Source organism: Streptomyces sp. NPDC034043, from assembly GCF_055575675.1.
The window spans coordinates 354,407-377,404 of the sequence record NZ_JBVISF010000005.1 but is presented as its reverse complement, the minus strand read 5'-3'; the positions used below and the strand labels follow the sequence as shown (position 1 = coordinate 377,404).

20 protein-coding genes and 2 tRNA genes are annotated in these 22,998 nt (G+C 72.0%); 3 read left to right on the top strand and 19 right to left on the bottom strand.

Annotated elements, in window-relative coordinates; translation table 11 throughout:
- Positions 1-10: 10 nt before the first annotated feature.
- The 12 genes from ACZ51S_RS15475 to ACZ51S_RS15420 all read right to left on the bottom strand — a co-directional run bounded on the left by ACZ51S_RS15475 (position 11) and on the right by ACZ51S_RS15420 (position 10,918).
- A complete protein-coding gene (locus tag ACZ51S_RS15475; RefSeq protein WP_468961021.1) occupies positions 11-1,039 on the bottom strand; it encodes a ComEA family DNA-binding protein in 1,029 nt (342 codons plus the stop codon).
- Between the two features lie 225 nt (positions 1,040-1,264).
- Entirely contained in the window at positions 1,265-2,110 is an 846-nt protein-coding gene (locus tag ACZ51S_RS15470) for a DegV family protein (RefSeq protein ID WP_388938970.1), read from the bottom strand.
- 72 nt (positions 2,111-2,182) lie between these two features.
- A complete protein-coding gene (locus ACZ51S_RS15465; RefSeq protein WP_468802001.1) occupies positions 2,183-2,986 on the bottom strand; it encodes a hypothetical protein in 804 nt (267 codons plus the stop codon).
- A gap of 145 nt (positions 2,987-3,131) precedes the next feature.
- Positions 3,132-5,996 (bottom strand): leucine--tRNA ligase, encoded by a 2,865-nt coding sequence (gene leuS, locus ACZ51S_RS15460; protein ID WP_468477805.1) that lies wholly within the window; start codon positions 5,994-5,996, stop codon positions 3,132-3,134.
- 257 nt (positions 5,997-6,253) lie between these two features.
- Positions 6,254-6,326, bottom strand: a tRNA-Ala gene (locus ACZ51S_RS15455).
- A gap of 242 nt (positions 6,327-6,568) precedes the next feature.
- Positions 6,569-6,802, bottom strand: coding sequence for a hypothetical protein (locus ACZ51S_RS15450; protein WP_007264019.1), 234 nt, complete (start codon positions 6,800-6,802; stop codon positions 6,569-6,571).
- A 146-nt stretch (positions 6,803-6,948) separates the two neighbouring features.
- Positions 6,949-7,021, bottom strand: a tRNA-Ala gene (locus ACZ51S_RS15445).
- 122 nt (positions 7,022-7,143) lie between these two features.
- On the bottom strand, positions 7,144-7,806 hold the full coding sequence (locus ACZ51S_RS15440; protein WP_388939134.1) for a histidine phosphatase family protein: 663 nt from the start codon (positions 7,804-7,806) through the stop codon (positions 7,144-7,146).
- Positions 7,803-8,249, bottom strand: coding sequence for a ribosome silencing factor (gene rsfS, locus ACZ51S_RS15435; RefSeq protein ID WP_388938965.1), 447 nt, complete (start codon positions 8,247-8,249; stop codon positions 7,803-7,805). The genes ACZ51S_RS15440 and rsfS overlap by 4 nt, the downstream gene beginning before the upstream one ends.
- 98 nt (positions 8,250-8,347) lie before the next feature.
- On the bottom strand, positions 8,348-10,045 hold the full coding sequence (locus tag ACZ51S_RS15430) for an LCP family protein (protein WP_468961018.1): 1,698 nt from the start codon (positions 10,043-10,045) through the stop codon (positions 8,348-8,350).
- Between the two features lie 24 nt (positions 10,046-10,069).
- Complete coding sequence (gene nadD / locus ACZ51S_RS15425; RefSeq protein ID WP_388938962.1) at positions 10,070-10,687, bottom strand: nicotinate-nucleotide adenylyltransferase; 618 nt, start codon at positions 10,685-10,687, stop codon at positions 10,070-10,072.
- Positions 10,688-10,750: 63 nt separating this feature from the next.
- Positions 10,751-10,918 (bottom strand): hypothetical protein, encoded by a 168-nt coding sequence (locus ACZ51S_RS15420; protein WP_388938960.1) that lies wholly within the window; start codon positions 10,916-10,918, stop codon positions 10,751-10,753.
- A gap of 140 nt (positions 10,919-11,058) precedes the next feature.
- Here ACZ51S_RS15420 and ACZ51S_RS15415 point away from each other — a divergent pair, with 140 nt between their 5' ends.
- Entirely contained in the window at positions 11,059-12,144 is a 1,086-nt protein-coding gene (locus ACZ51S_RS15415; protein WP_468477803.1) for a M48 family metallopeptidase, read from the top strand.
- Here the strand turns inward: ACZ51S_RS15415 and ACZ51S_RS15410 are convergent.
- From ACZ51S_RS15410 to ACZ51S_RS15380, 7 genes are all read right to left on the bottom strand, one after another.
- Positions 12,128-13,303: an SCO2583 family membrane protein gene (locus tag ACZ51S_RS15410; RefSeq protein WP_468884095.1), complete on the bottom strand. Its 1,176-nt coding sequence runs from the start codon at positions 13,301-13,303 to the stop codon at positions 12,128-12,130. The genes ACZ51S_RS15415 and ACZ51S_RS15410 overlap by 17 nt on opposite strands.
- Before the next feature lie 67 nt (positions 13,304-13,370).
- Complete coding sequence (locus ACZ51S_RS15405; protein ID WP_468961016.1) at positions 13,371-13,910, bottom strand: SCO2584 family spore wall biosynthesis protein; 540 nt, start codon at positions 13,908-13,910, stop codon at positions 13,371-13,373.
- A 75-nt stretch (positions 13,911-13,985) separates the two neighbouring features.
- On the bottom strand, positions 13,986-15,269 hold the full coding sequence (locus ACZ51S_RS15400; protein ID WP_468884098.1) for a glutamate-5-semialdehyde dehydrogenase: 1,284 nt from the start codon (positions 15,267-15,269) through the stop codon (positions 13,986-13,988).
- A 385-nt stretch (positions 15,270-15,654) separates the two neighbouring features.
- The gene (locus tag ACZ51S_RS15395; protein ID WP_388939133.1) at positions 15,655-16,050 is read right to left on the bottom strand and encodes a hypothetical protein; all 396 of its coding nucleotides are present in this window, start codon (positions 16,048-16,050) and stop codon (positions 15,655-15,657) included.
- Between the two features lie 82 nt (positions 16,051-16,132).
- Positions 16,133-17,260: a glutamate 5-kinase gene (gene proB / locus ACZ51S_RS15390; RefSeq protein ID WP_388938951.1), complete on the bottom strand. Its 1,128-nt coding sequence runs from the start codon at positions 17,258-17,260 to the stop codon at positions 16,133-16,135.
- 79 nt (positions 17,261-17,339) lie between these two features.
- Positions 17,340-17,792 (bottom strand): GtrA family protein, encoded by a 453-nt coding sequence (locus tag ACZ51S_RS15385; RefSeq protein WP_388938950.1) that lies wholly within the window; start codon positions 17,790-17,792, stop codon positions 17,340-17,342.
- Positions 17,792-18,766 carry a glycosyltransferase family 2 protein gene (locus tag ACZ51S_RS15380; RefSeq protein ID WP_388938948.1) on the bottom strand — a complete coding sequence of 325 codons (975 nt, stop codon included), beginning with the start codon at positions 18,764-18,766 and terminating at the stop codon, positions 17,792-17,794. Before ACZ51S_RS15380 ends, ACZ51S_RS15385 begins: the two co-directional genes overlap by 1 nt.
- Before the next feature lie 158 nt (positions 18,767-18,924).
- Between ACZ51S_RS15380 and ACZ51S_RS15375 the strand changes: the two genes are divergently transcribed.
- Entirely contained in the window at positions 18,925-21,795 is a 2,871-nt protein-coding gene (locus ACZ51S_RS15375) for a bifunctional glycosyltransferase/CDP-glycerol:glycerophosphate glycerophosphotransferase (protein WP_468802005.1), read from the top strand.
- Positions 21,792-22,973 (top strand): glycosyltransferase, encoded by a 1,182-nt coding sequence (locus tag ACZ51S_RS15370; RefSeq protein ID WP_468884103.1) that lies wholly within the window; start codon positions 21,792-21,794, stop codon positions 22,971-22,973. Before ACZ51S_RS15375 ends, ACZ51S_RS15370 begins: the two co-directional genes overlap by 4 nt.
- Positions 22,974-22,998: the final 25 nt, after the last annotated feature.

The following is a 22,998-nucleotide window of genomic DNA, read 5'->3' as shown; positions in this document are numbered from 1 at the left end:
CCGGCGGTGCTCACAGCCGCACCAGCCTTCGCAGCTCCGCGAACCTCCGCTCGCCGATGCCGTTGACCTGCCGGAGGTCCTCCACGGCCCGGAACCCGCCCCGGGCGGTGCGGAAGTCGACGATGTTCCGGGCGAGCACGGGCCCCACCCCGGGCAGCCCGTCCAGCTGCTCGACGGTGGCGCTGCCGAGGCTCAGCGGACCGGCACCGCCCCCGCCCCCGGCACCCGGCCCACCCGACGGCGGCGGCTGCGGGGCGACCCCCACCAGCACCTGTTCGCCGTCGACGAGGACCCGGGCCCGGTTGAGCCCGGTGGTGTCCGTGCCCGGCCGCACTCCCCCGGCGGCGGCCAGCGCGTCCTCCACCCGGGAGCCGCTGGGCAGCCGCCGCACACCGGGGTCGCGCACCTTGCCGCTGACGTCCACCACGATGCGGGCACCCGCACCGGCCGGAGCCGCACCCGCCGCCGCGGGCGAAGCGGCGGGCGCCGGGCCGATCACGGCCGGGGCCGTCACCGGCTGCGGCCGGCCCGACCAGTACTGCTGGGCGGCGAAGCCGACCGCCGCCGCCAGCACCACCACCACGGCGGCCACCGTGCGAGGCTCCACCCCGCACCGCGCCTGCACCCACACGGGCAGCCGCTCCCGCAGAGCCAGCCGCCGCGCCTCCCGCGCCCCCAACACCCCGACGGAATCGGGCGCTTCCCCGGCCCCCGGCACCGCCACACGGTCCGGCACCTCCCCGGCCCCCGGCACACCCACCGGTTCCGCGTCATCCGGCGGATCCGCCACCGGCGGGTAGGCCCCGGTCTCCGCCTGCGAGGGCGCGGGTGCGACCCCCGCGAGGAGGGCCTCGGCCCTGCGCCGCACCTCGGCGGGATCGGGCCGGGACCGGGTGCGGCCGCGGTCCCGGAACCTGCCGTCGGACCGGCGTCCCCGCCCGGGCCCACTGCCACCGCCACCGCCGCCGGCCGCCCTTGGGGAAGCCCCGGCGACACGCGAGGCAGGACCCGACGCGAGACGTGAAACGGGACCCGGCACAGGCCCCGGCACGGGACCCGAGCCGGCACCGGACCCGGGCCCCGGCACAGGACCCGAACCGAAACCCGCCCCAGGACCCGGAACGGAATGCGAAACGAGATGCGAAGCACGCGTTCGAAGAGTCATGCCACCGAAGCTAGGACCGATCCCGGCCCACCGCTCGGAGCGCTCAATTCCGGTGGATGACCGGCCCGTTGTGGATAACCTGGCCACCCTTCCGGGTGATCAGCGTGGCGAGACGACCGCGGCCAGCAGCCCCGGCCCGGTGTGCGCGCCGATCACCGCGCCGACCTCGCTGACGTGCAGCTCGACCAGACCGGGGATGCGTTCGCGCAGCCGCTGGGCCAGCTTCTCGGCCCGCTCCGGGGCTGCGAGGTGGTGGACGGCGACGTCGACGCTGCGCGCCCCGGCCCGTTCGACGGCCAGCTCCTCCAGCCGGGCGATGGCCTTGGAGGCCGTGCGCACCTTCTCCAGCATCTCGATCCGCCCGCCGTCCAGCGTCAGCAGCGGCTTGACCGCCAGCGCCGAGCCGAGGAGCGCCTGGGCGGCCCCGATCCGGCCGCCGCGCCGGAGGTAGTCGAGGGTGTCCACGTAGAAGTAGGCCGCCATGTCCGCGGCCCGCTTCTCGGCAGCGGCCACGGCCTCGTCGGCGGAGCCTCCGGCGTCGGCCGTCTCCGCGGCGGCCAGGGCGCAGAAGCCGAGGGCCATGGCGACCATGCCCGTGTCGACGACGCGGACCGGCACGGGGGCGGTCCGGGCCGCGACGACGGCGGCGTCGTAGGTGCCGGAGAACTCGGCGGACAGGTGGAGGCTGACGATGCCGGTGGCGCCGGCGTCCGCCGCGGCCCGGTAGGCCCGTACGAACTGCTCCGGACCGGGGCGGGAGGTGGTGACCGAGCGGCGCTTCTGCAGGGCCGCGGCGAGGCTGCGGGCGGAGATCTCGGTCCCCTCCTCCAGTGCCTCGTCGCCCAGGACGACGGTCAGGGGGACGGAGGTGATCCCGTGCCGCGCCATCGCCTGTGGGGGCAGGTAGGCCGTGGAATCGGTGACGATCGCGACATGGCGGGACATGAGCCGGAGGTTACCGGCAGAGGAGGTGTTCCGGCAGCCCGGGCATCCCCCGCGCCCCGGACCGCCCTCCGCTCAGGTGGTGGTCTCGGGCCTCGGAGCCTTCTGCCAGGGGTAGGCGGCGGCCGGCGCGGAAGGGTTCAGCTCCGGACGCCCCGCTTCCGCAGCCCGGCCCGATTCCGCCGGACGCCCCGCTTCCGCGTCCCGCCGCGCCCCCGTGGCGGCACCCGCGGCCGCGGCCGGCCCGGCCTCGGCCGTGCGGGCCGCCTCGGCCGTCTGAGCCGCGTCCCAGGCGGCCGCGGCGGCCGCCAGGTCGTCGGCCGGCTCCCGGGACCAGTCGCGCAGGGCGCCCGACTCGACCTCGATCTGCTCCGAGAGGAGCGCCAGCTCGTCGTCCGCGAACCGCTGGGCGCGGTCGCGCGCGGCCCAGCGGAGCGAATCGGCCGACTGCTTGATCTTGAGGGTGCGCTCCCGCAGCTCGGGCAGGCGCTCCGCGATCCGCTTGCGGTCGGGGTCCTGCTCCAGGCGCTTCAGCTCGTCGTCCAGCTCGTGCCCGTGCCGGCTCAGCCTCTCGAAGAGGGCGATGGACTCGCTCAGCGAGCTGTCCGCCCGCACGCCCTCGTAGAGGGCGGTCTGGGTGGCGCGCATCGAGTTCCGCAGGTCCAGGCGCAGCTGGGCGAGCGACCCCGTCACCCCGGGCTGGGCGATGCTCCTGGCCTTCAGGGTGGTGTCCTCCACCGTCCGGCGGGCCTGCGTGATCGTCCGGTCGACGCCGCGCTTCGCCGCGCCGACCGCCTTGACCGTGGCCCAGGCGCCCAGCCCCAGGAAGGCGAACAGCACCACCAGAGCAAAGATGATGATCAACGCGCCTACCTCCATGAGGTTCCCTTCCCCGGCCTGTTCCCGACCCCTCCACCGTAAACGCCGAGGGCAGGCCAGGGGTTCCCGTCGAACCCCCAACCTGCCCGTACGGGATCTCCCCCATGAAGGCCTTGGAACGGCCCCACGAGGAGTTCCGGGCGGCTCAGACGACGATGTTCACCAGCTTCGGCGCGCGCACGATCACCTTGCGGATCTCGGCGCCGCCCAGGGCCGCGACGACGCCCGCGTCGGTGGTGGCCAGCTGCTCCAGCTCGGCCTCCGAGATGCTCGGCGGTACCTCCAGACGCGCCTTGACCTTGCCCTTGACCTGGACCACGCAGGTGACCGTCTCGTCCACGACGTACCGCGGGTCGGCGACCGGGAAGTCCTGGTGGACCACCGAGTCGGTGTGGCCCAGTCGGTGCCACAGCTCCTCCGCGATGTGCGGCGCCAGCGGGGCGACCAGCAACACCAGCCGCTCGGCGACGGACCGCTCCAGCGGGCGGCCCGCCTTCGTGAGGGCGTTGTTCAGCTCGGTGATCTTCGCGATGGCCGTGTTGAAGCGGAGGCCCTCCATGTCCGAGCCGGCCCCGTCGATGGCCTTGTGCAGGGCCCGCAGGGTGGCCTCGTCGGGCTCGCCCTCGACGACGGTGACCGCGCCGGTCTCCTCGTCCACGATGTTGCGCCACAGGCGCTGGAGCAGGCGGTACTGGCCGACGACGGCGCGGGTGTCCCACGGACGCGAGACGTCCAGCGGACCCATCGCCATCTCGTACAGGCGCAGGGTGTCCGCGCCGTACTCCGCGCAGATCTCGTCGGGCGTGACGGCGTTCTTCAGGGACTTGCCCATCTTGCCGTGCTCGCGCTTGACGGGCTCGCCCTGGTGGAAGTAGCCGCCGTCGCGCTCCTCGACCTCGGCCGCCGGGACGTACACGCCGCGCGCGTCGGTGTAGGCGTACGCCTGGATCATGCCCTGGTTGAAGAGCTTGTGGAACGGCTCGGCCGACGACACGTGGCCCAGGTCGAACAGCACCTTGGACCAGAAGCGGGCGTACAGCAGGTGCAGCACGGCGTGCTCGGCGCCGCCCACGTACAGGTCGACGCCGCCGTGCGGCGCGCCCTCGCGCGGGCCCATCCAGTACTGCTCGATCTCCGGGTCCACCAGGGCCGAGGCGTTGTTCGGGTCCAGGTAGCGCAGCTCGTACCAGCAGGAACCGGCCCAGTTCGGCATGGTGTTGGTCTCGCGGCGGTACCGCTTGACGCCGTCGCCCAGGTCCAGTTCCACGTTGACCCACGCCTCGTTGCGCGACAGCGGGGTCTCCGGCTTCGACGTGGCGTCGTCGGGCTCGAAGGTGCGCGGCGAGTAGTCCTCGACCTCCGGCAGCTCCAGCGGCAGCATCGACTCGGGCAGGGAGTGGGCGATGCCGTCCTCGTCGTAGACGATCGGGAAGGGCTCGCCCCAGTAGCGCTGGCGGCTGAAGAGCCAGTCGCGCAGGCGGAAGTTGACGGTGCCCTCGCCGATGCCGCGTCCGGTCAGCCACTCGGTGATGGCGGCCTTGGCCTCGACGACGCCCAGGCCGTCCAGCGAGATGCCCTCGCCGGCGGAATTGACCAGCCTGGCGTCGTGGGAGACGAACGCGTCCTCCCACTCGGCCGGGTCGGTGCCGCGGCCGTCCGTCGGCTCGACGACGCAGCGGATCGGCAGCTCGAAGGCGCGGGCGAACTCGAAGTCGCGGGCGTCGTGCGCCGGGACGGCCATGATCGCGCCGGTGCCGTAGCCCATCAGGACGTAGTCGGCGATGAAGACGGGGACCTTCTCGCCGCTGACCGGGTTGACCGCGTACTCGCCGGTGAAGACACCGGTCTTGTCCTTGGCCTCGGCCTGCCGCTCGACGTCCGACTTGGAGGCGGCCTGCTTGCGGTACGCGGCCACGGCCTCGGCGGGGGTGGCGTACCCGCCGGTCCACACGTCGTGGGTCCCCTCGGGCCAGGCGGCCGGGACGAACTTCTCGACCAGCGGGTGCTCCGGTGCCAGGACCATGTAGGTGGCGCCGAACAGCGTGTCGGGGCGGGTCGTGAAGACGGTGATGGCCTCGTCGCCCAGCGCGAAGTCGACGCGCGCGCCCTCGCTGCGGCCGATCCAGTTGCGCTGCTGCAGCTTGATGGCCTCGGGCCAGTCCAGCGCGTCCAGGTCGTCCAGCAGGCGGTCGGCGTAGGCCGTGATCCGCATGTTCCACTGGCTCAGCCGGGACTTGAAGACGGGGAAGTTGCCGCGCTCGGACCGGCCGTCCGCGGTGACCTCCTCGTTGGCCAGTACGGTGCCCAGCCCGGGGCACCAGTTGACGGGCGCGTCCGAGGCGTAGGCCAGGCGGAAGCCGTTCAGGACGTCGGCGCGCTCGGCGGCGGTCAGGCCGGCCCAGGCGCGGCCGCCGGGGACCTCGCGGGTGCCGTTCTCGAAGGCGGCGACCAGCTCGGAGATCGGCCGGGCCTTCTTCGCGTCGGCGTCGTAGTAGGAGTTGTAGATCTGCAGGAAGATCCACTGGGTCCACTTGTAGTACTCGGGGTCGATCGTGGCGAAGGAGCGGCGCTTGTCGTGGCCCAGGCCCAGCCGGCGCAGCTGGACCTTCATGTTCTCGATGTTCGCCTCGGTCGACACGCGCGGGTGGGTGCCGGTCTGCACGGCGTACTGCTCGGCGGGCAGGCCGAAGGCGTCGAAGCCCAGGGTGTGCAGGACGTTGTGGCCGGACATGCGCTGGTGGCGCGCGTACACGTCGGTGGCGATGTAGCCCAGCGGGTGGCCGACGTGCAGACCCGCACCGGAGGGGTACGGGAACATGTCCATGATGAACTTCTTGGGCCGGGCGACGACCGCCGGGTCGCCGGCCAGGTCACCGGTCGGGTTCGGCGCCTCGTAGGTGCCCTCCGCGTCCCATACGTCCTGCCAGCGTGCCTCGATGTCGGCGGCCATGGCAGCCGTGTAACGGTGCCCCTCGGCCGCCTCGGGGGCCGGGGTGTTCGTCTCGCTCATGATTCCTGAAGCTCCATCGATCGTCTCTGCCGTCTCTGCCTGCCCAAACGAAAAAACCCCTCGCACAGGAGGGGACGCCGCGCCGGTGCCGACCGTCTCGAAGGGTCGGTACTGATCAGCGCGGCTCGGTAAGCAGAAGGCGTACGGCACGCATGGCGTCAGGGTACCGCAGCGGCCCCCACGGGCGCTCGGACGTTCCACGGGCCGGGCACGACGAGAAGCGGGCCACCCGATCCGGGTGGCCCGCTTCTTCACTGTGGAGCTAAGGAGAATTGAACTCCTGACCTCCTGCATGCCATGCAGGCGCTCTACCAACTGAGCTATAGCCCCTTGTTTCTCTCTGCCGCCGGGCCCCTTCTCGGTTTCCCTTGCCGGTTCCCCCTGGCGACATCGAGAACATTACACGGTCATGGCCCCAGTCCAAAAATCGGTTTCCCCGAGCCCTTCCACGAGCCCTTCCGGGGCTCCGACGCCTGCCCGCCCTGCCCGTTTTGAGTGATTCGCCGCGATCCGATCCGGTCCCCGAGCCGACCCGAAAGCCGATCCGTCCCAAGCCGATCCGACCCGAGCCGTCACGCCCGGGCGAACTGGTAGAACCGCTTCAGCGTGCAGTGCTCGTCGAGCAGGCGGCCGTAGATCGGCTCGCCCTCCAGCTCCCGGTACGTCTCGATCGGGTCGCCTTTTATGATCAGCGCCCGCGCGCATTCCTCGCACCAGTACTGGTAGTCGGGGTTGACCGGCTCCATGTCCCGCACGATCGGCGTGCCGTTGTTGCACCAGTCGCACCGCCGCCGGTGTGCACCCATCCGTCAGCGACTCCCTCCCGCGTCGGGCCGTCGTGTCCCCCTCCGGCCGTCCGATTCTGCCACGTCGGCAGCGAACGGGGCAGCAAGCGCACAAAGGGGAACAAACGCAAGGATCCCGCCCCCTGTTGGGGACGGGATCCTGATTGTGGAGCTAAGGAGAATTGAACTCCTGACCTCCTGCATGCCATGCAGGCGCTCTACCAACTGAGCTATAGCCCCGCTCTCCGCGGCGTTCCCCCCGTTTCCGGTGTTCTTCGCTGCGAACAAGAAGAACTCTAGCCTGTGACCAGCCGGAAAGTGAAATCCGGGTCCGAGCCGCCCCGCGGGACACCGCGGAGGCCTCAGTCGTCGTCGCCGAGCACCGGTTCCGGCAGCGTGCCGGCGTTGTGCTCCAGCAGGCGCCAGCCGCGCGCGCCCTCACCGAGGACGGACCAGCAGCAGTTGGAGAGCCCGCCGAGGCCCTCCCAGTAGTACGCCTCCAGGCCCAGCAGGCGCCCGATGGTCGTACGGATGGTGCCGCCATGGCTGACGACGACGAGCGTGCCGCCCTCGGGCAGCCGGTCCGCGTGGCTGAGCACCACCGGAGCGGCGCGGTCGGCGACCTCGGTCTCCAGCTCGCCGCCACCGCGGCGGACGGGCTCGCCGCGCTTCCAGGCCGCGTACTGCTCGCCGTACTTCTCGAGGATCTCCTCGTGGGTGAGCCCCTGCCAGTCACCGGCGTACGTCTCGCGCAGCGACTCGTCGTGTGCCACCGGCAGGCCCGTGACGGCGGCCAGCTCGGCGGCCGTGTCCGCCGCCCGCCGCAGGTCGGAGGCGACGATGGCGTCCGGCTTCAGCGAGGCGAGCAGCCGGGCGGCGCGGCGCGCCTGCGCCACACCCGTCTCGGTCAGCTCGATGTCCGTCGAACCCTGGAACCGGCGCTCCAGGTTCCAGGCGGTCTGGCCGTGCCGCCAGAGGACGATCTTCCTGCCGGGCCGGCCGGCAGCGGTGGTGGGCGCGCTCAGAACAGATCACCGTCCAGCTCGTCGTCCCCCTGCGCCTCGCGCAGCTTGGCGTGCTCCTCGGCCTTGCCGAGGGTGAGCTTGGCGTCCTCGGGGAGCTCGATCTCGGGGCAGTCCTTCCACAGGCGCTCCAGCGCGTAGAAGACGCGCTCCTCGCTGTGCTGGACGTGGACGACGATGTCGACGTAGTCGAGGAGGATCCAACGGGCGTCGCGGTCGCCCTCGCGGCGCACCGGCTTGGCGCCGAGCTCCTTCAGGAGGCGCTCCTCGATCTCGTCGACGATCGACTTGACCTGGCGGTCGTTGGGCGCCGAGGCGAGCAGGAAGGCATCGGTGATCGACAGCACGTCGCTGACGTCGTACGCGATGATGTCGTGCGCGAGCCGGTCGGCCGCCGCCTGGGCGGCGGTGGTGATGAGCTCGATGGAGCGGTCCGTGGCGGTCACTGGCCATGCTTTCGGGTTGGCGGGCAGATTCCTACAAGGGTCTCACGTACCGCCGCCACCGCCCGCGCGCAACGGTTCGCGCGGGCGCAATCACCAGGTCAGGACGGGTTGTAGTCCTTCCCCAGCAGCACCACCACGTCCGCGTTCACCGCGTTCTCGGCCTTCTTCACGGCCGTCTCCGGCAGCCCCAGCGTCTTGGCGACGTCGATCGCGCGGTCCCGCTGCGCGTCGTCCTGGTACGTGATCCGCGTGGTGGCCGCCGTCCCGTCGGCCTTGCCGCCGTCCACGAAGCCGTAGCCCCCGTTGAGCAGCGCGGCCTTCGCCGCGACCTGCGCCTTCTCGCTGCCGGTGGCGTCCTTGAGGCCCACGCGCGGGACGGCGCCGGGCTGGGCCGCGGTGAAGGAGCCGCCGAGGATCTCCTTGACCACCTTCCGGTTGGCCTCGTCGGTCAGGCTTCCGTCCGGCTTCACGGCCAGCACCTCGGTGCGGTACGCCGCCGCCTTGGCGTGCTCGCCGATCCGCGACAGCAGGCCGCCGAGGTTCTGGGCGTCCAGTCCCGGGTCGAGGATCTGGCCCATGCTCTCCACGGTCGTGGCCGCCGCCTTCGGGTCGCCCGGGATCTTGCGCAGGACGGCGTAGAGCACCCTGCCGGTGCGCTCCAGCTGCCTGGCCTCCGGTTCGCCCTGGCCCCGGTGCGTGGCGTACGCGACGGCCATCGCCCCGGTCAGGCTCTGTCGGGGGCCCTGCGCCACGGCCGGGGTCCGGGCCTGCTCGTCGGCCGGGACGGCCGCGTCGGTGTCCACCTCGATGCCCCCGATCAGCTCGACGAGCCGTTCCAGGAAGGGGGTGTCCAGGCGCCAGGTGCCGCCGATGCGGGTGCCGAGCACGGTGTCGAGGGACTCCCGGGTGCCGAGGCCGCCCTCCTCGACGGCCTTGCCGAGGGAGGTCCCGGTGCCGTCCTGCTTGGGCACGCCCAGGGTGTTGGGGATCAGGACGGTGGCGCCGCGCGCGGTGGTGACGTTGTCAACGAGCAGGGCGGTGGAGCTGCCGCCCCGCTTGGTGTTGTGGAGGTGCACGACGATCATGTCGCGCTTCTGCGCCCCGGTGGCGGCCGCCGCGCCCTGCTGCTGCGCGGGGCCGTCGATGAAGGGCAGCTTGCCCGCGTACCAGAGGTAGCCGAGCCCGCCCACGGTGAAGAGGGCCAGGACGACGACCAGGGCGACGCCCCGGTTGCGGCCGCGGCGGCGGGCCTCCTCGCGGCGCTCGGTCCGGCTCTCGGTGAAGGCGAGCCAGTCGATGACGTCCTCGGAGTCCTCGTCGGGCCGGTCGATGAAGGCGAACTGCTCCGTGCGGTAGTCACGGCCGGCGCCGGGGCCGTCCGGGCTCTCGGAGGGGGATCCGGCGGGCGCAGCCCGGCGCGGTTCGGGGACCTGGGCGGGGGGTGCCGGTGCGGGTGCCGGGGCCGGCGGCTGCTGTGGGGCCGTCTGCTGCGGGATCCACTGCTGGGTTTGCTGGGTGTCGTACCCGGGGGCGGGGCCTTGCGGGTACTCCTGCTGCCGCGGGTGGGCGTCGTACTGCTGCGGCGGCGGGTAGGGCTGCTCGTACTGCGGGTACTGCGGGTAGTGCGGGTACTGCTCGTACTGCGGGTACTGCTCGTGGGGCCGGCCGTACGGGGGCGGGGCGGGCGGTTCGGGCCGTGCGGCCGCCTGGCCGTACACGGGCCTGCCGTACGGGTCGTAGCCGATGAGCTGCTGCTGGGCGGCGTACGGGTCGTACGGATCCTGTGGGTCGTTCACCGCGGTGCCCCTCTCTCCGGAAGCTCAGGCTCCCCGGTACAGCTCGCGCTTGTCGATGTAGCGCACCACACCGTCCGGAACCAGATACCAGACCGGGTCGCCGTGGGCGACCCGCGTACGGCAGTCCGTGGAGGAGATCGCGAGCGCGGGCACCTCGACCAGGGAGACCCCGCCCTCGGGCAGTCCGTCGTCGGTGAGGACGTGGCCGGGCCGGGTCACTCCGATGAAATGGGCGAGGGAGAACAGCTCGTCCGCGTTGCGCCAGGTCAGGATCTGGGCGAGGGCATCGGCGCCGGTGATGAAGAACAGGTCGGCGTCGGCGTTGAGCGCGCTCAGATCCCGCAGGGTGTCGATGGTGTACGTCGGGCCGCCGCGGTCGATGTCGATGCGGCTCACGGAGAACTGCGGGTTGGAGGCGGTCGCGATGACCGTCATCAGGTAGCGGTCCTCGGCGGGCGACACGGCCCGCTGCGACTTCTGCCACGGCTCGCCCGTGGGTACGAAGACCACCTCGTCGAGGTGGAAAAGGGCGGCCACCTCACTGGCGGCCACCAGGTGTCCGTGGTGGATCGGGTCGAACGTCCCGCCCATCACTCCGAGCCGGCGCTTGACCGGGCCCGTAGGCATTTCCTGCTCTCCCATGAGCGCAGAGCCTACTGGCCCGGTGGCACGCGCGCGGAGGCCCGGTACAGAAGGGAACCCGGCTCAGCGGTCGCGGTTCAGGCGGGTGGTCACCCAGAGCATGAGCATCAGGATGACGAACGCGGCGCCACCGGTGAGGTACGGGTTCAGGCTGTCGTGGCCGCCGCCGTGCTTCCCCCCTTCCTCCGCGGCGAGGACGACCAGGTTGTGGGCGGTGGTGGAGAGGCTCATCAGGCAGGTACCTATCGAGTCGGAGAGCGGGCGGAGACTTCCCTCACATCGTATGCGGGGGCCCGGGGCACGCTCACGCCGACTCAGGCGTTGGACGAGGATAGAGGCACGTCACCACAGCCGACCCAGGGGGAGGGCCCATGACGGACACCGGATCCGTGAAGACACCGGCACGCGAGCGCAGGAGGTACCCGGGGATTTCCTCGCGGGCGTACGAACACCCGGCGGACCGCTCGGCGCTGGTCGCGCTGCGCCGGCTCGCCGGTTTCGACACCGTGTTCAAGGCGCTCAGCGGGCTGCTCCCGGAGCGCAGCCTGCGGCTGCTGTTCCTGTCGGACTCGGTGCGGGTGGGCGAGACCCAGTTCCCGCACCTGCACGAGATGCTGCGCGACGCCTGTTCCATCCTGGACCTGGAGAAGGTCCCCCAGATGTACGTGCAGCAGGACCCGAAGCCCAACGCGATGTGCATCGGGCTGGACGAGCCGATCATCGTGGTCACGACCGCGCTGGTGGAGCTGCTGGACGAGGAGGAGATGCGGGCGGTGGTGGGCCACGAGGTGGGCCACGCGCTGTCCGGGCACTCCGTGTACCGCACGGTGCTGCTGTTCCTGACGAACCTGGCGCTGAAGGTGGCGTGGATCCCGCTGGGCAATGTGGCGGTCATGGCGATCGTCACCGCGCTGCGCGAGTGGTTCCGCAAGTCGGAGCTGTCGGCGGACCGGGCCGGGCTGCTGGTCGGGCAGGACGTCAACGCCTCGATGCGCGGCCTGATGAAGATCGCGGGCGGCAACCACCTCCACGAGATGAACGTCGACGCCTTCCTGGCCCAGGCCGAGGAGTACGAGGAGAGCGGCGACCTGCGCGACTCCGTCCTGAAGATCCTCAACGTGCTGCCGCGCACCCACCCCTTCACCACGGTGCGGGCGGCCGAGCTGAAGAAGTGGTCCCAGAGCCGGGACTACCAGCGGATCGTGGCCGGGCACTACCCCCGGCGGGAAGAGGACAAGGACACCTCGGTGACCGACTCCTTCCGCCAGTCCGCCTCGCACTACGCGGAGTCGGTTCGCACCAGCAAGGACCCGCTGATGAAGCTGGTCGGCGACATCGCCGGCGGCGCGGGCGACCTCGGTGGGAAGCTGCGCGACCGGTTCACCGGCACGGGCGGTGCCGCCACCAGGGACTCCGGCGGCTCCGGCGAGCCGAAGGGCTCTACGGAACGGGACTGACCGAGGCCGGCGGGGGCGGCTGCGGCAGGGCCCGCGGGCTGCCCTGCGCGTCGGGCGGGGCCAGTACGCCGCACAGCCCGGCCGTGCGCCTGGGGCGGCCGGTGGCGTACGGGTCGCTCGCGGGCGGGCCCACGGTGGTCGGCCCGGCGCCGGCCGGCAGCGGGCGGAATCCCCCGGCGGGCTCGCTCGCGCAGTCCTGCGGCCCGGCCATCACGTACGCCGAGGTCACCTCCGCCCGGCGGGCCATGAGGTCCTCCCGGTCGAAGCGCAGGCGCAGCTCGCGGCGGACGGTGAACAGCGAGGCCCCGTCGGCGGCGGGCGGCCCGGCCGCCGGCCGTACGGCGTACACGAAAGTGTGATCCGTGCTCACCTCCAGCAGCTTCGGGTTCAGTTCCTGGAAGGTGAGGGTGCCGTTCACCCGGACGCGGCTGTCGGCGACGACGGCGGTACCCGGGTCGAAGCGGACCAGCCAGCCGGTGGCGGCGTGCCGGCCGTCCGCGGAGGGCGAGGCCATGCTCTCGTCGAACTGGGCGAGCTGCCCGGGGTCCAGCAGCACCCGCACGGGCCGGGAGGCGGCGCCGGAGAGCACGTCGGGGTCCAGGGAGGACTGGACCAGGTAGTCCTTGGCGATGGACAGGGCGGCGACGACCTGGCCCTCGGTGAAGTGGTGCGTGCGGCGGACGGCCGGCAGGGTGATCCCGGCCGCGCCCACCCGGTACGCGGCGGCCGGGCTGTTCGCGTAGAGGTCGGCCGGGCGGCCGCCGGGCACCGTGGCGGCCGCCGCCAGGGGGACGACGGTGCTGTTCAGCGGTTCGGTCTCGCCGCCGGGCTGAGGGGCGTACGGGTTGCGAAGGCCCATGTAGACGGCGATCGCGAAGGCCGTGGCGATGAGCAGGACGAGCAGCATGCCCTGACGGGCACCGCGCGCCGGGGTGCCGGTGCGCGGCCGGGCGGTGCCGCCGCCGGACCAGATGGAACGGCTGCGGACGGCCCGCGCGTGCTCGCCCATGCGTTCCCGGGCGGAGAACTCCTGGAGCCGGGCAGCACGGACGAAGTCCTCGTCGAACACCACCGAGCGGTACTCGTCCGGGCGCAGTTCGTCATCACCCCCGCCGGTGCCTTCGGGGGTGCCGTTGGGCGGATCTCCTGGAACGGCCATCGCTTCTCCCGCTGTCCCCGCTTCAGAGAAGCCCCCAGCTCCGGCGTGAACGAGTGGGGTCGTACCTTCAGGGTTGGCGGCCGACGGGGTACGTAAACGCGCCGACGCCGGTGACTTCCCTCAGCGGGGTGCTCGCGGGGGCGGGTGCGGGGTCCTGGTCGCCGGAGGCGCTGCGGTAGACGGCGCTGAAGGCCAGCGCGACCATGCCGAGCCCCATCACGACGGCGAGCACCCAGGCGACCGGGCGCAGCCAGGGTGAGCGGCCGCGGTAGGGGCGCATGGCTCCGCCGTACGCCCCGTACGGGCCTTCGGCGTAGCCGTGGCCGTCCGGGCCGAACTCCCATCCGGGGTCGTCGAGGCCGTACCCGTCGGGGTGGCCGTAGTCGTCGTCGGCCGCCCAGCCTCCGGCGACGCGGGCGGCCTCGGCCTCGGCGCGCGCCCGGTCGGCCGCGCGCTGGCGCTCGGCCGCGCTCGGTTCGTGGATCTCGGCATTCCGGACGAAGTCCTCGTCGAACACCACGGAGGCGAATTCGTGATCCGCGCCTCCGCGGTCGTCGTCGGGCTCCCCGTCGTCCGGGAACGGTTTGCCCCCCACGTCGTCCGGCACGGAACCAGCGTAGACCTGGGGGGCCGCTTTGGGCAGGGTGTGAGCCTGATTCCGGCCACACCGTGTCCCGGGCGACTACCGTACGTGACCGTCGCCGGTGACGATGTACTTGGTGGAGGTGAGCTCGGGAAGCCCCATCGGGCCCCGGGCGTGCAGCTTCTGGGTGGAGATCCCGATCTCCGCGCCGAAGCCGAACTGGCCACCGTCCGTGAACCGGGTGGAGGCGTTCACGGCAACGGTGGTCGAGTCGACCAGCTGGGTGAAGCGGCGGGCGGCGGCCTGCGAGGTGGTGACGATCGCCTCGGTGTGACCGGAGGTCCAGCGGCGGATGTGGGTGACGGCGTCGTCGAGGGAGTCCACGACGGCGGCGGCGATGTCGTACGACAGGTACTCGGCGGCCCAGTCCTCGTCGGTGGCGGGCAGCGTGGTGGCCTTGGTGCCCTCGGCGGCGGCCAGTACCCGGTCGTCGCCGTGGACGGTCACGCCGGCGCCGGCGAGCGCGTCGAGGGCGCGCGGCAGGAACGCGTCGGCGATGTCGCGGTGCACGAGGAGGGTCTCGGCCGCGTTGCAGACGGAGGGCCGCTGGGCCTTGGAGTTGATGAGGATGTCCACGGCCATGTCGAGGTCGGCCTGGGCGTCGACGTAGACGTGACAGTTGCCCGTACCGGTCTCGATGACGGGAACGATGGACTCTTCGACGACGGTCTTGATGAGGGAGGCACCGCCGCGCGGGATGAGGACGTCGACGAGGCCGCGGGCGCGCATCAGCTCGCGTACGGAGTCGCGGGACTCGCCGGGGACGAGCTGGATCGCGTCGGCGGGCAGGCCGGCGCCCTCGATGGCGTCGCGCAGGATCGCGACGAGGGCGGTGTTCGAGGCATAGGCGGAGGAGCTGCCGCGCAGCAGGACGGCGTTGCCGGACTTCAGGCAGAGGGCGGCGGCGTCGACGGTGACGTTGGGGCGGGCCTCGTAGATGATGCCGACGACGCCGAGGGGGACGCGGATCTGCCGGAGGTCGATGCCGTTGGGGAGGGTGGAGCCGCGGACGACCTCGCCGACGGGGTCGGGGAGGGCCGCGACGTCTCGGACGTCCGAGGCGATGGCGCGGACGCGCTCGGGGGTGAGGGTGAGGCGGTCGATGACGGTCTCGCTGGTGCCGGCGGCGCGCGCCTTGTCGGTGTCGACGGCGTTGGCGGCGACGATCTCGGCCGTACGGGCCTCCAGCGCGTCCGCGATGGCCAGCAGGGCGGTGTCCTTGGCGGACCGCGGGAGTGGCGCGATGGCGGCGGCGGCGGTGCGGGCCGCCTGCGCGGTGGCGGTGACGGGGGAGGTGGCGGTGGCGTCGTCGAGCGAGGTCATGCGGCCCAGGGTAATCCCCGCGGCCCCGGGCTCCGCCGCCCTTCCCATCCCCCGAGACGGCCGGGCCGGCCGGTCCGGCCGCGCGTGCGGGCCGCCGGTCGCCGGGAGGCCCCGGGGGACCGGCCCGCGCTCCGGGAAGGCTCCCCCTCACGGCCGCACCATGCCCGTTCCCCGGATCCCCGTTCGCCGAGCTGCCGGACGCCCGTGCCTCGCACGGCGGCCTAGGTCCTGTCGTCAAAGTAGCGCCGGTCAGGCCTGCGGCGTCCGGTGCCGTGCATCGCAAGGCGGAGGGGCGCCCGAGTACTGGACGTACTCGGGTGCCCCGACAACGCGGCGAGGTGCGGTGCCGGGGGCCGCGGGCCAGGCGGGACTTTGACGACAGGGCCTAGTAGGGGTGCACCCCTACGGGGTGGGCCGGGGGCGGGCCGTAGCCTTCGGCCACCCGCTGGCGGTACGTGGGGCGGTCGATGACCTCCAGGCCGACGATCTCCCACGGCGGCAGCTGCGCCGAGGAGCGGTGCTCGCCCCAGAGCCGCAGCGCGACGGCCGCCGCGTCGTGGAGGTCGCGGGCCTCCTCCCAGTACCGGATCTCCGCGTGGTCGTCGGCGTACCGGCTGGTCAGCAGGAAGGGGTGGTCGTGCGCGAGCTGCTCCAGCCCGCGCCGCACCTCGGAGAGCGGCGCCGGTTTGCCGGAGACGCTCAGGGTGATGTGCCACAGCCGGGAGGTCTCGGCCTGCTCGTCCCCGCCGCCGCCCACGCTGGTCAGCGCTCGTCTCACCAGCCCGCCTCCTGTCTGCGCCACGCGTGTCCACCCCACACAGTTGACCAGTCCCCGGCCCGCCGCGCGGCGGTTTTGCCGAACCTCAGCCCTGGAGCAGCACCAGATCGTCGCGGTGGACGACCTCCCGCTCGTACGCGGGTCCGAGCTCCCGCGCAAGCTCGCGGGTGGAGCGGCCGAGGAGCTGCGGGAGTTCCTTGGCGTCGAAGTTGACCAGGCCCCGGGCCACGGCGCGGCCGTCGGCGGCGCGCAGCTCCACCGGGTCGCCGGCGCTGAAGTCGCCTTCGACGGCGGCGATGCCGGCGGCCAGCAGTGAGCTGCCGCGTTCGGTGACCGCGCGTACGGCGCCGTCGTCCAGGACGAGGTGGCCCTGCGGGGTCGACGCGTGCTGGAGCCAGAGCAGCCGGTCGGCGGAGCGGCGGCCGGTGGCGTGGAAGTGCGTACCGGTCTCGCGGCCGGCCAGGGCGTCGGCGGCGTGGCTGGCGGAGGTCAGGACCACCGGGATCCCGGCGGCGGCGGCGATCCGCGCGGCCTCGACCTTGGTGACCATGCCGCCGGTGCCGACGCCCGCCTTGCCCGCGCTGCCGATGGAGACGTGGGCGATGTCCTCGGGACCGCGTACCTCCGCGATGCGGGTGGTGCCGGGCAGGGACGGGTCTCCGTCGTACAGCCCGTCGACGTCGGAGAGGAGGACGAGGAGGTCGGCGCGGACGAGGTGGGCCACCAGGGCCGCCAGCCGGTCGTTGTCGCCGAAGCGGATCTCGTCGGTGGCGACGGTGTCGTTCTCGTTGACCACCGGCAGGGCGCCCATGTCCAGGAGCTGGTCCAGGGTCCGGTAGGCGTTGCGGTAGTGGGCGCGCCGGCTGGTGTCGTCGGCGGTCAGGAGGACCTGGCCGACGCGGACGCCGTAGCGGGCGAAGGAGGCCGTGTAGCGGGCGACGAGGAGACCTTGGCCGACGCTGGCGGCGGCCTGCTGCCGGGCGAGGTCCTTGGGGCGGCGGGCCAGGCCGAGCGGGGAGAGGCCGGCGGCGATGGCTCCGGAGGAGACCAGGACGATCTCCCTCTCGCCGCCGCTGCGGGCCTTGGCGAGTACGTCGACCAGCGCGTCCACCCGGTCGGCGTCGAGGCCGCCCGCGGCGGTGGTCAGGGAGGAGGAGCCGACCTTGACCACGATCCTGCGGGCGTCCACGACACCTTGCCTAGCCGTTGACACGTCTTTCCCCTCATCGAACCGACCGATCCCTGCGACCGGGCCAATCTACGGGGTGGGGCGGCGGGCCCGCCCGCCGGTTTCAGACCGTGGACGAGGAGGGCTCCGACACCCGCTCCGGTCCGGGGCCGCCGGCCGGACCCGCCCCGGTGCCGGGGATCAGGATCCGGCGCGAGAGCAGGAAGGTGAAGGGGATGGCGACGACGGCCGCGACGAGCGGCGCGATGCGGGTGTCCATTCCGGCCCAGCTCACCAGGGCGTAGAGGCCGGCGGACTGGATCACGTAGTTCGTGACGTTCGTCAGCGGGAAGAGGAGGAATTTCTTCCAGGTGGGCCGGGTGCGGTAGGTGAAGTAGGTGTTCATGAAGAACGACCCGATCATCGACAGCACGAAGGCCAGGGTGTACGCGGCGAAGTAGGGCATCCACGGATGCAGCAGCAGGTAGATGCCGAAGAAGGTGCCGGTGTTGACCCCGCCCACCAGGGCGAACCGGAAGATCTGGCCGAGCTGGTCGCGTCGGCTGGGCCGGCTCATCAGCGGCTGCGCTCCGTGATCACGGCCTCGGAGATCCCGGGCATCCGCTCGGCGCCGTGGGCCTCCTTGACCAGGAAGTGCGGGCGGCGCTTGCTCTCGTAGTAGATGCGGCCGATGTACTCGCCGATCAGACCCAGCATGATCATCTGCATGCCGCCGATGCCGGCGATCATCGCGACGATGGTGACGTAGCCGGGCGAATCGATGCCGTTGGTGATCGCCATGACGGTGATCCACAGCGCGTACAGGCCGGTCAGCGCGACCAGCGACACGCCGAGCCAGATACCGAGGCGCAGCGGCTTGTTGTTGAAGGAGATCAGCCCGTCCATGCCGTAGTTCAGCAGGGACCCGAACTTCCACTTGGTCTCGCCCGCCTCGCGCTGGGCGTTCTGGTAGTCGAAGTGGACGGTGTCGAAGCCGATCCAGGAGAACAGGCCCTTGGAGAAGCGGTTGTACTCGGGGAGGGCGAGCAGGGCGTCGACGGCCGGGCGCGACAGCATGCGGAAGTCGCCGACGCCGTCGGTGAGCTCCACGTCGACCCAGCGGTTGACCCCGCGGTAGTAGAGGCGGCTGAGGGCGGAGCGGAGCTTCTTGTCGCCCTCGCGGGTGCGCCGGGCGATGATCTGGTCGTGGCCCTGCCGGTAGTGCTCCAGCATGGTGGCGATCAGCTCCGGCGGGTGCTGGAGGTCCGCGTCCATGATCACCACGGCGTCGCCGGTGGCCTCGCGGAGCCCGGCGAGCATGCCGGCCTCCTTGCCGAAGTTCCGGCTGAAGGAGACGTAGCGCGTCTGCTCCCCGTACTCGGCGGCGATCTTGCGGAGCTTGCCGAGGGTCCCGTCCCGGCTGCCGTCGTCGACGTAACAGACCTCGTACTCGACGGGCAGGGTGTCCAGCACCCGGCGGATCTCCGCGTCGAACCGGTCGATGACGGCTTCTTCGTTGTAACAGGGGACAACTACCGACAGCTTGGTCATGAGCACTTCCTGCAGCGTCCTAACGGGTGATTGTCGGCGACCGGGCCCGCCACTCACCTCTTCCTTAGAAGTATGCACGCCGGCGGCCGGCCTGCCCGAGTCGCGTGTGGCACACGGTAGCTTTGACGGAATAAGCGGAATGGAACGAAAGGATCGAGGTGCACGTGCCTGACGTCTCCGTGGTCGTCATCGTCTACAACGACGCAGAGCGTCTGCCGACAGCAGTCCAGTCGGTTTTGGACCAGACCCTGCACGGGGTCGAGGTCGTGATCGTGGACGACTGCAGCGAGGACCGCTCCTTCGCGGTCGCCCGGGAGCTGGAAGCGGCGAACCCGGGCAGGGTGCGCGCCTTCCGGCTGCCCGAGAACAGCGGCGGCTGCGGCGCCCCCCGCAACCACGGCATCCAGCAGGCCACCGGCACCTACGTCATGTTCCTGGACAGCGACGACGTCCTGGAGCGCAACGCCTGCCGGAACATGCTGGTGGCCGCCGAGCGGACCGGCTCCGACCTGGTCTCGGGCATGTGCGTGCGCGTGCACCTCGACAACCGGTGGGGCAAGACCACCGAGTGGTACCCGTGGATCTACTCCCGTACCCGGACCCTGGAGTCGATCACCGAGTACCCGGACCTGCTGGTCTACGACACCCTCTCCACGAACAAGTGCTACCGGCGCGCCTTCCTGCTGGAGCAGGGCCTGGAGTTCCCGGTCGGCATCCACTACGAGGACCTGCTGTTCTCGGCGCAGGCGTACGTCGCCGCCCGCCGCATCACGCTGATCCCGAACCACGTGTACTTCTGGAACGTGGTCGAGAAGGCCCAGTCGAAGTCGATCAGCAACCGGCGCCACGAGATCGCGAACTTCGTCCACCGGATGGAGATCCACCGCCGCGTCGACGAGCTGCTGGCCGCCAAGGGCCACACCGCGATCAAGACCGCGAAGGACGCCAAGTTCCTCAAGCACGACCTGGTGCTGCACCTGCGCGACCTGCCGCTGCTGGGCGACGACTACCGCCGGGAGTTCGCCCGGCTGGCCAACGGCTACCTGGCCGGCATCGACCCGGCCGCGTACGACAACGTCACCCACCTCCAGGCCATCTGCGCCTACCTCCTCGGCAAGGAGGACTGGGACAACCTCCTCATGGCCGCCGACTCCATGACCAACAAGGGCCGGCTGTCCTCCCCGCTCGCCGAGCGCGACGGGCGCGTCTACTGGTGCGGCAACCACCTCGACGACGCCGAGGGCCGCCGGATACTGGACGTCACCGGCCAGGGCTTCCACACCGCACCGCTGTCCTCCCTGGCCCTGGGCAACCGCCTGACCTCGTACGAGGACGACGGGCGCGGCACGGTCACGCTGTCCGGCGCCGTCGTGAACCCGCTGGGCCGCATCCAGGAGGACACCGAGCTCAAGGCCTCCCTGGAATTCCGGGCCCGCCGGCAGATCGGGGTGCGCTCCTTCAGCTTCCCGGTGACCACCGTGCGCCACGCCGGTCACACGATCGAGTGGACCGCCACGGCCGACATCGCCGGCACCGTGCGCCCCCTCGGCATCATCGACGCCGTCTGGGACGTCCGCCTCAAGCTGACGGCCGGCGCCGACCGGCTCACCACCCGGGTCTCGGTCGGCGGCGTCGACCTGGACTCCGCGGCCCGCCTGCGGGTGCGCCCGCGCCTGACCCGGCTCGTCTCCGACCGCTTCGAGCCCGAGGTGACGAAGAAGGGCAACCTCTCCTACGTCCTCACCGCCGAGGGCGCCGCGGCCGTGCGCACGCAGACACTGCTCAGCAGCGCCATGCACGGCAAGGCGGCCGGCGTGGTCAAGCGCGGCCTGCGCCGGGCCCTGAAGGCCCGCCGCAACCTCGGCTCGGGCGAGCAGAAGGTGAAGGTCTACCACGAGGTCTTCTCGAAGCTGCCGGTCAAGAAGGGCACGGTCGTCTTCGAGAGCCACATGGGCAAGCAGTACAGCGACAGCCCGAAGGCGATCTACGAGGAGCTCGTCCGCCAGGGCGCGCCCTTCGAGGCGATCTGGTCCTACGCGGGCGCCCGGCCCACCGGCTTCCCCGAGGAGGCCACCCTGGTCAAGCGCTGGAGCTGGCCCTACCTGCGCGCGCTGGCCCAGGCCGAGTACTGGGTCGACAACCAGGGCTTCCCGCTGGCGCTGGCCAAGCGCCCGGGGACCACGTACATCCAGACCTGGCACGGCTCCGCGCTCAAGCGGATGGGCTTCCACGAGCCCCACACCAAGGCACAGGGCCGGGCCGGGCAGGACCGCTTCCAGGCGGCCGTCAACCGCTTCGACCACTTCCTGGTCCGCTCCGAGCACGACGTGCGCACCCTCGCCAAGGGCTTCCGGCTGCGCGACGAGGTCCTGCTGCGCACCGGCTACCCGCGCAACGACGCCCTCGTCGAGGCCCACCGCGCCGAGGCGGACAGCGGGGAGCGCGTGCGCGGTCCGCTCGCCGCCGAGCTGGGCATCGACCCGGACAAGCGGGTGCTGCTGTACGCGCCCACCTTCCGGGCGAGCGCGGACGGAACGGTGGAGGGCTTCGCGTTCCCCTTCGACGTCGAGGAGTTCGCGGACCGGCTCGGTGACCGCTTCACGCTGCTAGTGCGCACGCACTACCTCAACAGCGTCTCGCTGCCGCCGTCGGTGGCGGGCCGGGTGATCGACGTGTCCCGGCACCACGACATCACCCCGCTGCTGGCGCTCGCCGACGGGCTGATCACCGACTACTCGTCCGTGATGTTCGACTACGCGGTGCTCGACCGGCCGATGCTGTTCTTCGCGTACGACTACGAGAAGTACGCCACCGACATCCGGGGCACGTACTTCGACCTGAAGGAGAAGGCACCGGGGCCCGTCGTGGCCACGGCCGACGAGCTGATGCAGGCCGTCTCCGCCTTCGACGAGGCCGACGCCAAGTACGCGGAGGCCCGCCAGCGCTTCCTCAGCGAATTCGGCGAGTACGACCGCGGGGACGCCGCCCGCCAGATCGTCGAGAAGTTCTTCACCAGGAGCGGCAAGTGAGCCAGCAGCCCCACGAGTCCACAGCGCCGGGCGGCCGCGACATCTTCCTCGTCTCCAACAGCGTGGACGAGCTCGGCGGCGTGACCACCTGGTCGCACCAGATGGCCCGGCTCTTCACCGACCGCGGCCACCGGGTGCACGTCATCGGCATCGCACCCGTGGCGGAGGAGATCCGCCAGCAGCTGCCGTCCGGTCTCCCGTACGAGATGACCACCCTGTACGAGGCCCACCCGCCCAGGGCCCGCCGGCTGCGCGGCCTCAAGGGCCGGCTCAACGCCCCGGAGCGGCGCCGGCAGGCGGCCCGCCAGGCGGGCATGCGGGCCAAGGCGGAGGTGCTGAGCGGCCTGTTCCGGGCCGCCCGGCCCGGCGCCGTCGTGATCGTCACCCAGGTCTGGGCGATGGAGTGGGTGGCCCTCGCCGACACCAAGGGGCTGTCGGTCATCGGGATGAGCCACGAGTCCTTCGAGGCCAGCCACAAGTCCACCCGGGGCGCGCGGGTCCGCCGCTTCTACGCGCAGGCCGACCGGCTGCTGGTGCTCACCCCGGAGGACGCGGACCTGTGGATCCGGGCCGGCATGGAGAACGTCGACAGCATGCCGAACCCGCTGCCGTTCATGCCGGACTCCCCCGCCCCGCGCACCGCGAAGGTCGTCGCGAGCGTCGGCCGCCTCGCCTTCGAGAAGGGCATGGACCTGCTCCTCGACGCGTGGGCGGACGCCGCCCCGCGCCACCCGGACTGGACCCTGCGGATCTACGGCGCGGGGATCGAGGACGCGGCCCTGCGGGCGCACTGCGCCTCGCTCGGCGTGGAGGACTCCGTGGAGTGGATGGGCAGCACCGCCGACGTACTGGGCGCGCTGCGCGAGGCGTCCGTCTTCGCGCAGGCCTCCCGCGCCGAGGGCTTCCCGATCACCCTGCTGGAGGCGATGGCCGCGGGCCTGCCCGTGGCCGCCTTCGACTGCGCGCCTGGAGTGCGCGAGATCGTGCGGCACGGTGAGGACGGGCTGCTGGCCCGCCTCGGCAACACGATGGAGCTGGCCGGGCACCTCGACACCCTGATGTCGGACCGCGACACGCGCGAGGCGCTCGGCGACGCGGCCTTCCGCCACGTGCGGCGCTACTCCGCGGCGGAGATCACCGACCGGTGGGAAGAGCTGTTCGCCCTCCTCGAACGCTGACCCGCCCGCCCGTACGTACGCGGCC

What these genes read in the sequence shown, in the direction of transcription:
- ACZ51S_RS15470 (WP_388938970.1), bottom strand. Translation starts at nt 2,110, where the DNA reads ATGTCCCGCCATGTCGCGATCGTCACCGATTCCACGGCCTACCTGCCC.
- ACZ51S_RS15465 (WP_468802001.1), bottom strand. Translation starts at nt 2,986, where the DNA reads ATGGAGGTAGGCGCGTTGATCATCATCTTTGCTCTGGTGGTGCTGTTC.
- leuS (WP_468477805.1), bottom strand. Translation starts at nt 5,996, where the DNA reads ATGAGCGAGACGAACACCCCGGCCCCCGAGGCGGCCGAGGGGCACCGT.
- ACZ51S_RS15450 (WP_007264019.1), bottom strand. Translation starts at nt 6,802, where the DNA reads ATGGGTGCACACCGGCGGCGGTGCGACTGGTGCAACAACGGCACGCCG.
- nadD (WP_388938962.1), bottom strand. Translation starts at nt 10,687, where the DNA reads ATGGGAGAGCAGGAAATGCCTACGGGCCCGGTCAAGCGCCGGCTCGGA.
- ACZ51S_RS15420 (WP_388938960.1), bottom strand. Translation starts at nt 10,918, where the DNA reads ATGAGCCTCTCCACCACCGCCCACAACCTGGTCGTCCTCGCCGCGGAG.
- ACZ51S_RS15415 (WP_468477803.1), top strand. Translation starts at nt 11,059, where the DNA reads ATGACGGACACCGGATCCGTGAAGACACCGGCACGCGAGCGCAGGAGG.
- ACZ51S_RS15410 (WP_468884095.1), bottom strand. Translation starts at nt 13,303, where the DNA reads ATGGCCGTTCCAGGAGATCCGCCCAACGGCACCCCCGAAGGCACCGGC.
- ACZ51S_RS15400 (WP_468884098.1), bottom strand. Translation starts at nt 15,269, where the DNA reads ATGACCTCGCTCGACGACGCCACCGCCACCTCCCCCGTCACCGCCACC.
- ACZ51S_RS15385 (WP_388938950.1), bottom strand. Translation starts at nt 17,792, where the DNA reads ATGAGCCGGCCCAGCCGACGCGACCAGCTCGGCCAGATCTTCCGGTTC.
- ACZ51S_RS15380 (WP_388938948.1), bottom strand. Translation starts at nt 18,766, where the DNA reads ATGACCAAGCTGTCGGTAGTTGTCCCCTGTTACAACGAAGAAGCCGTC.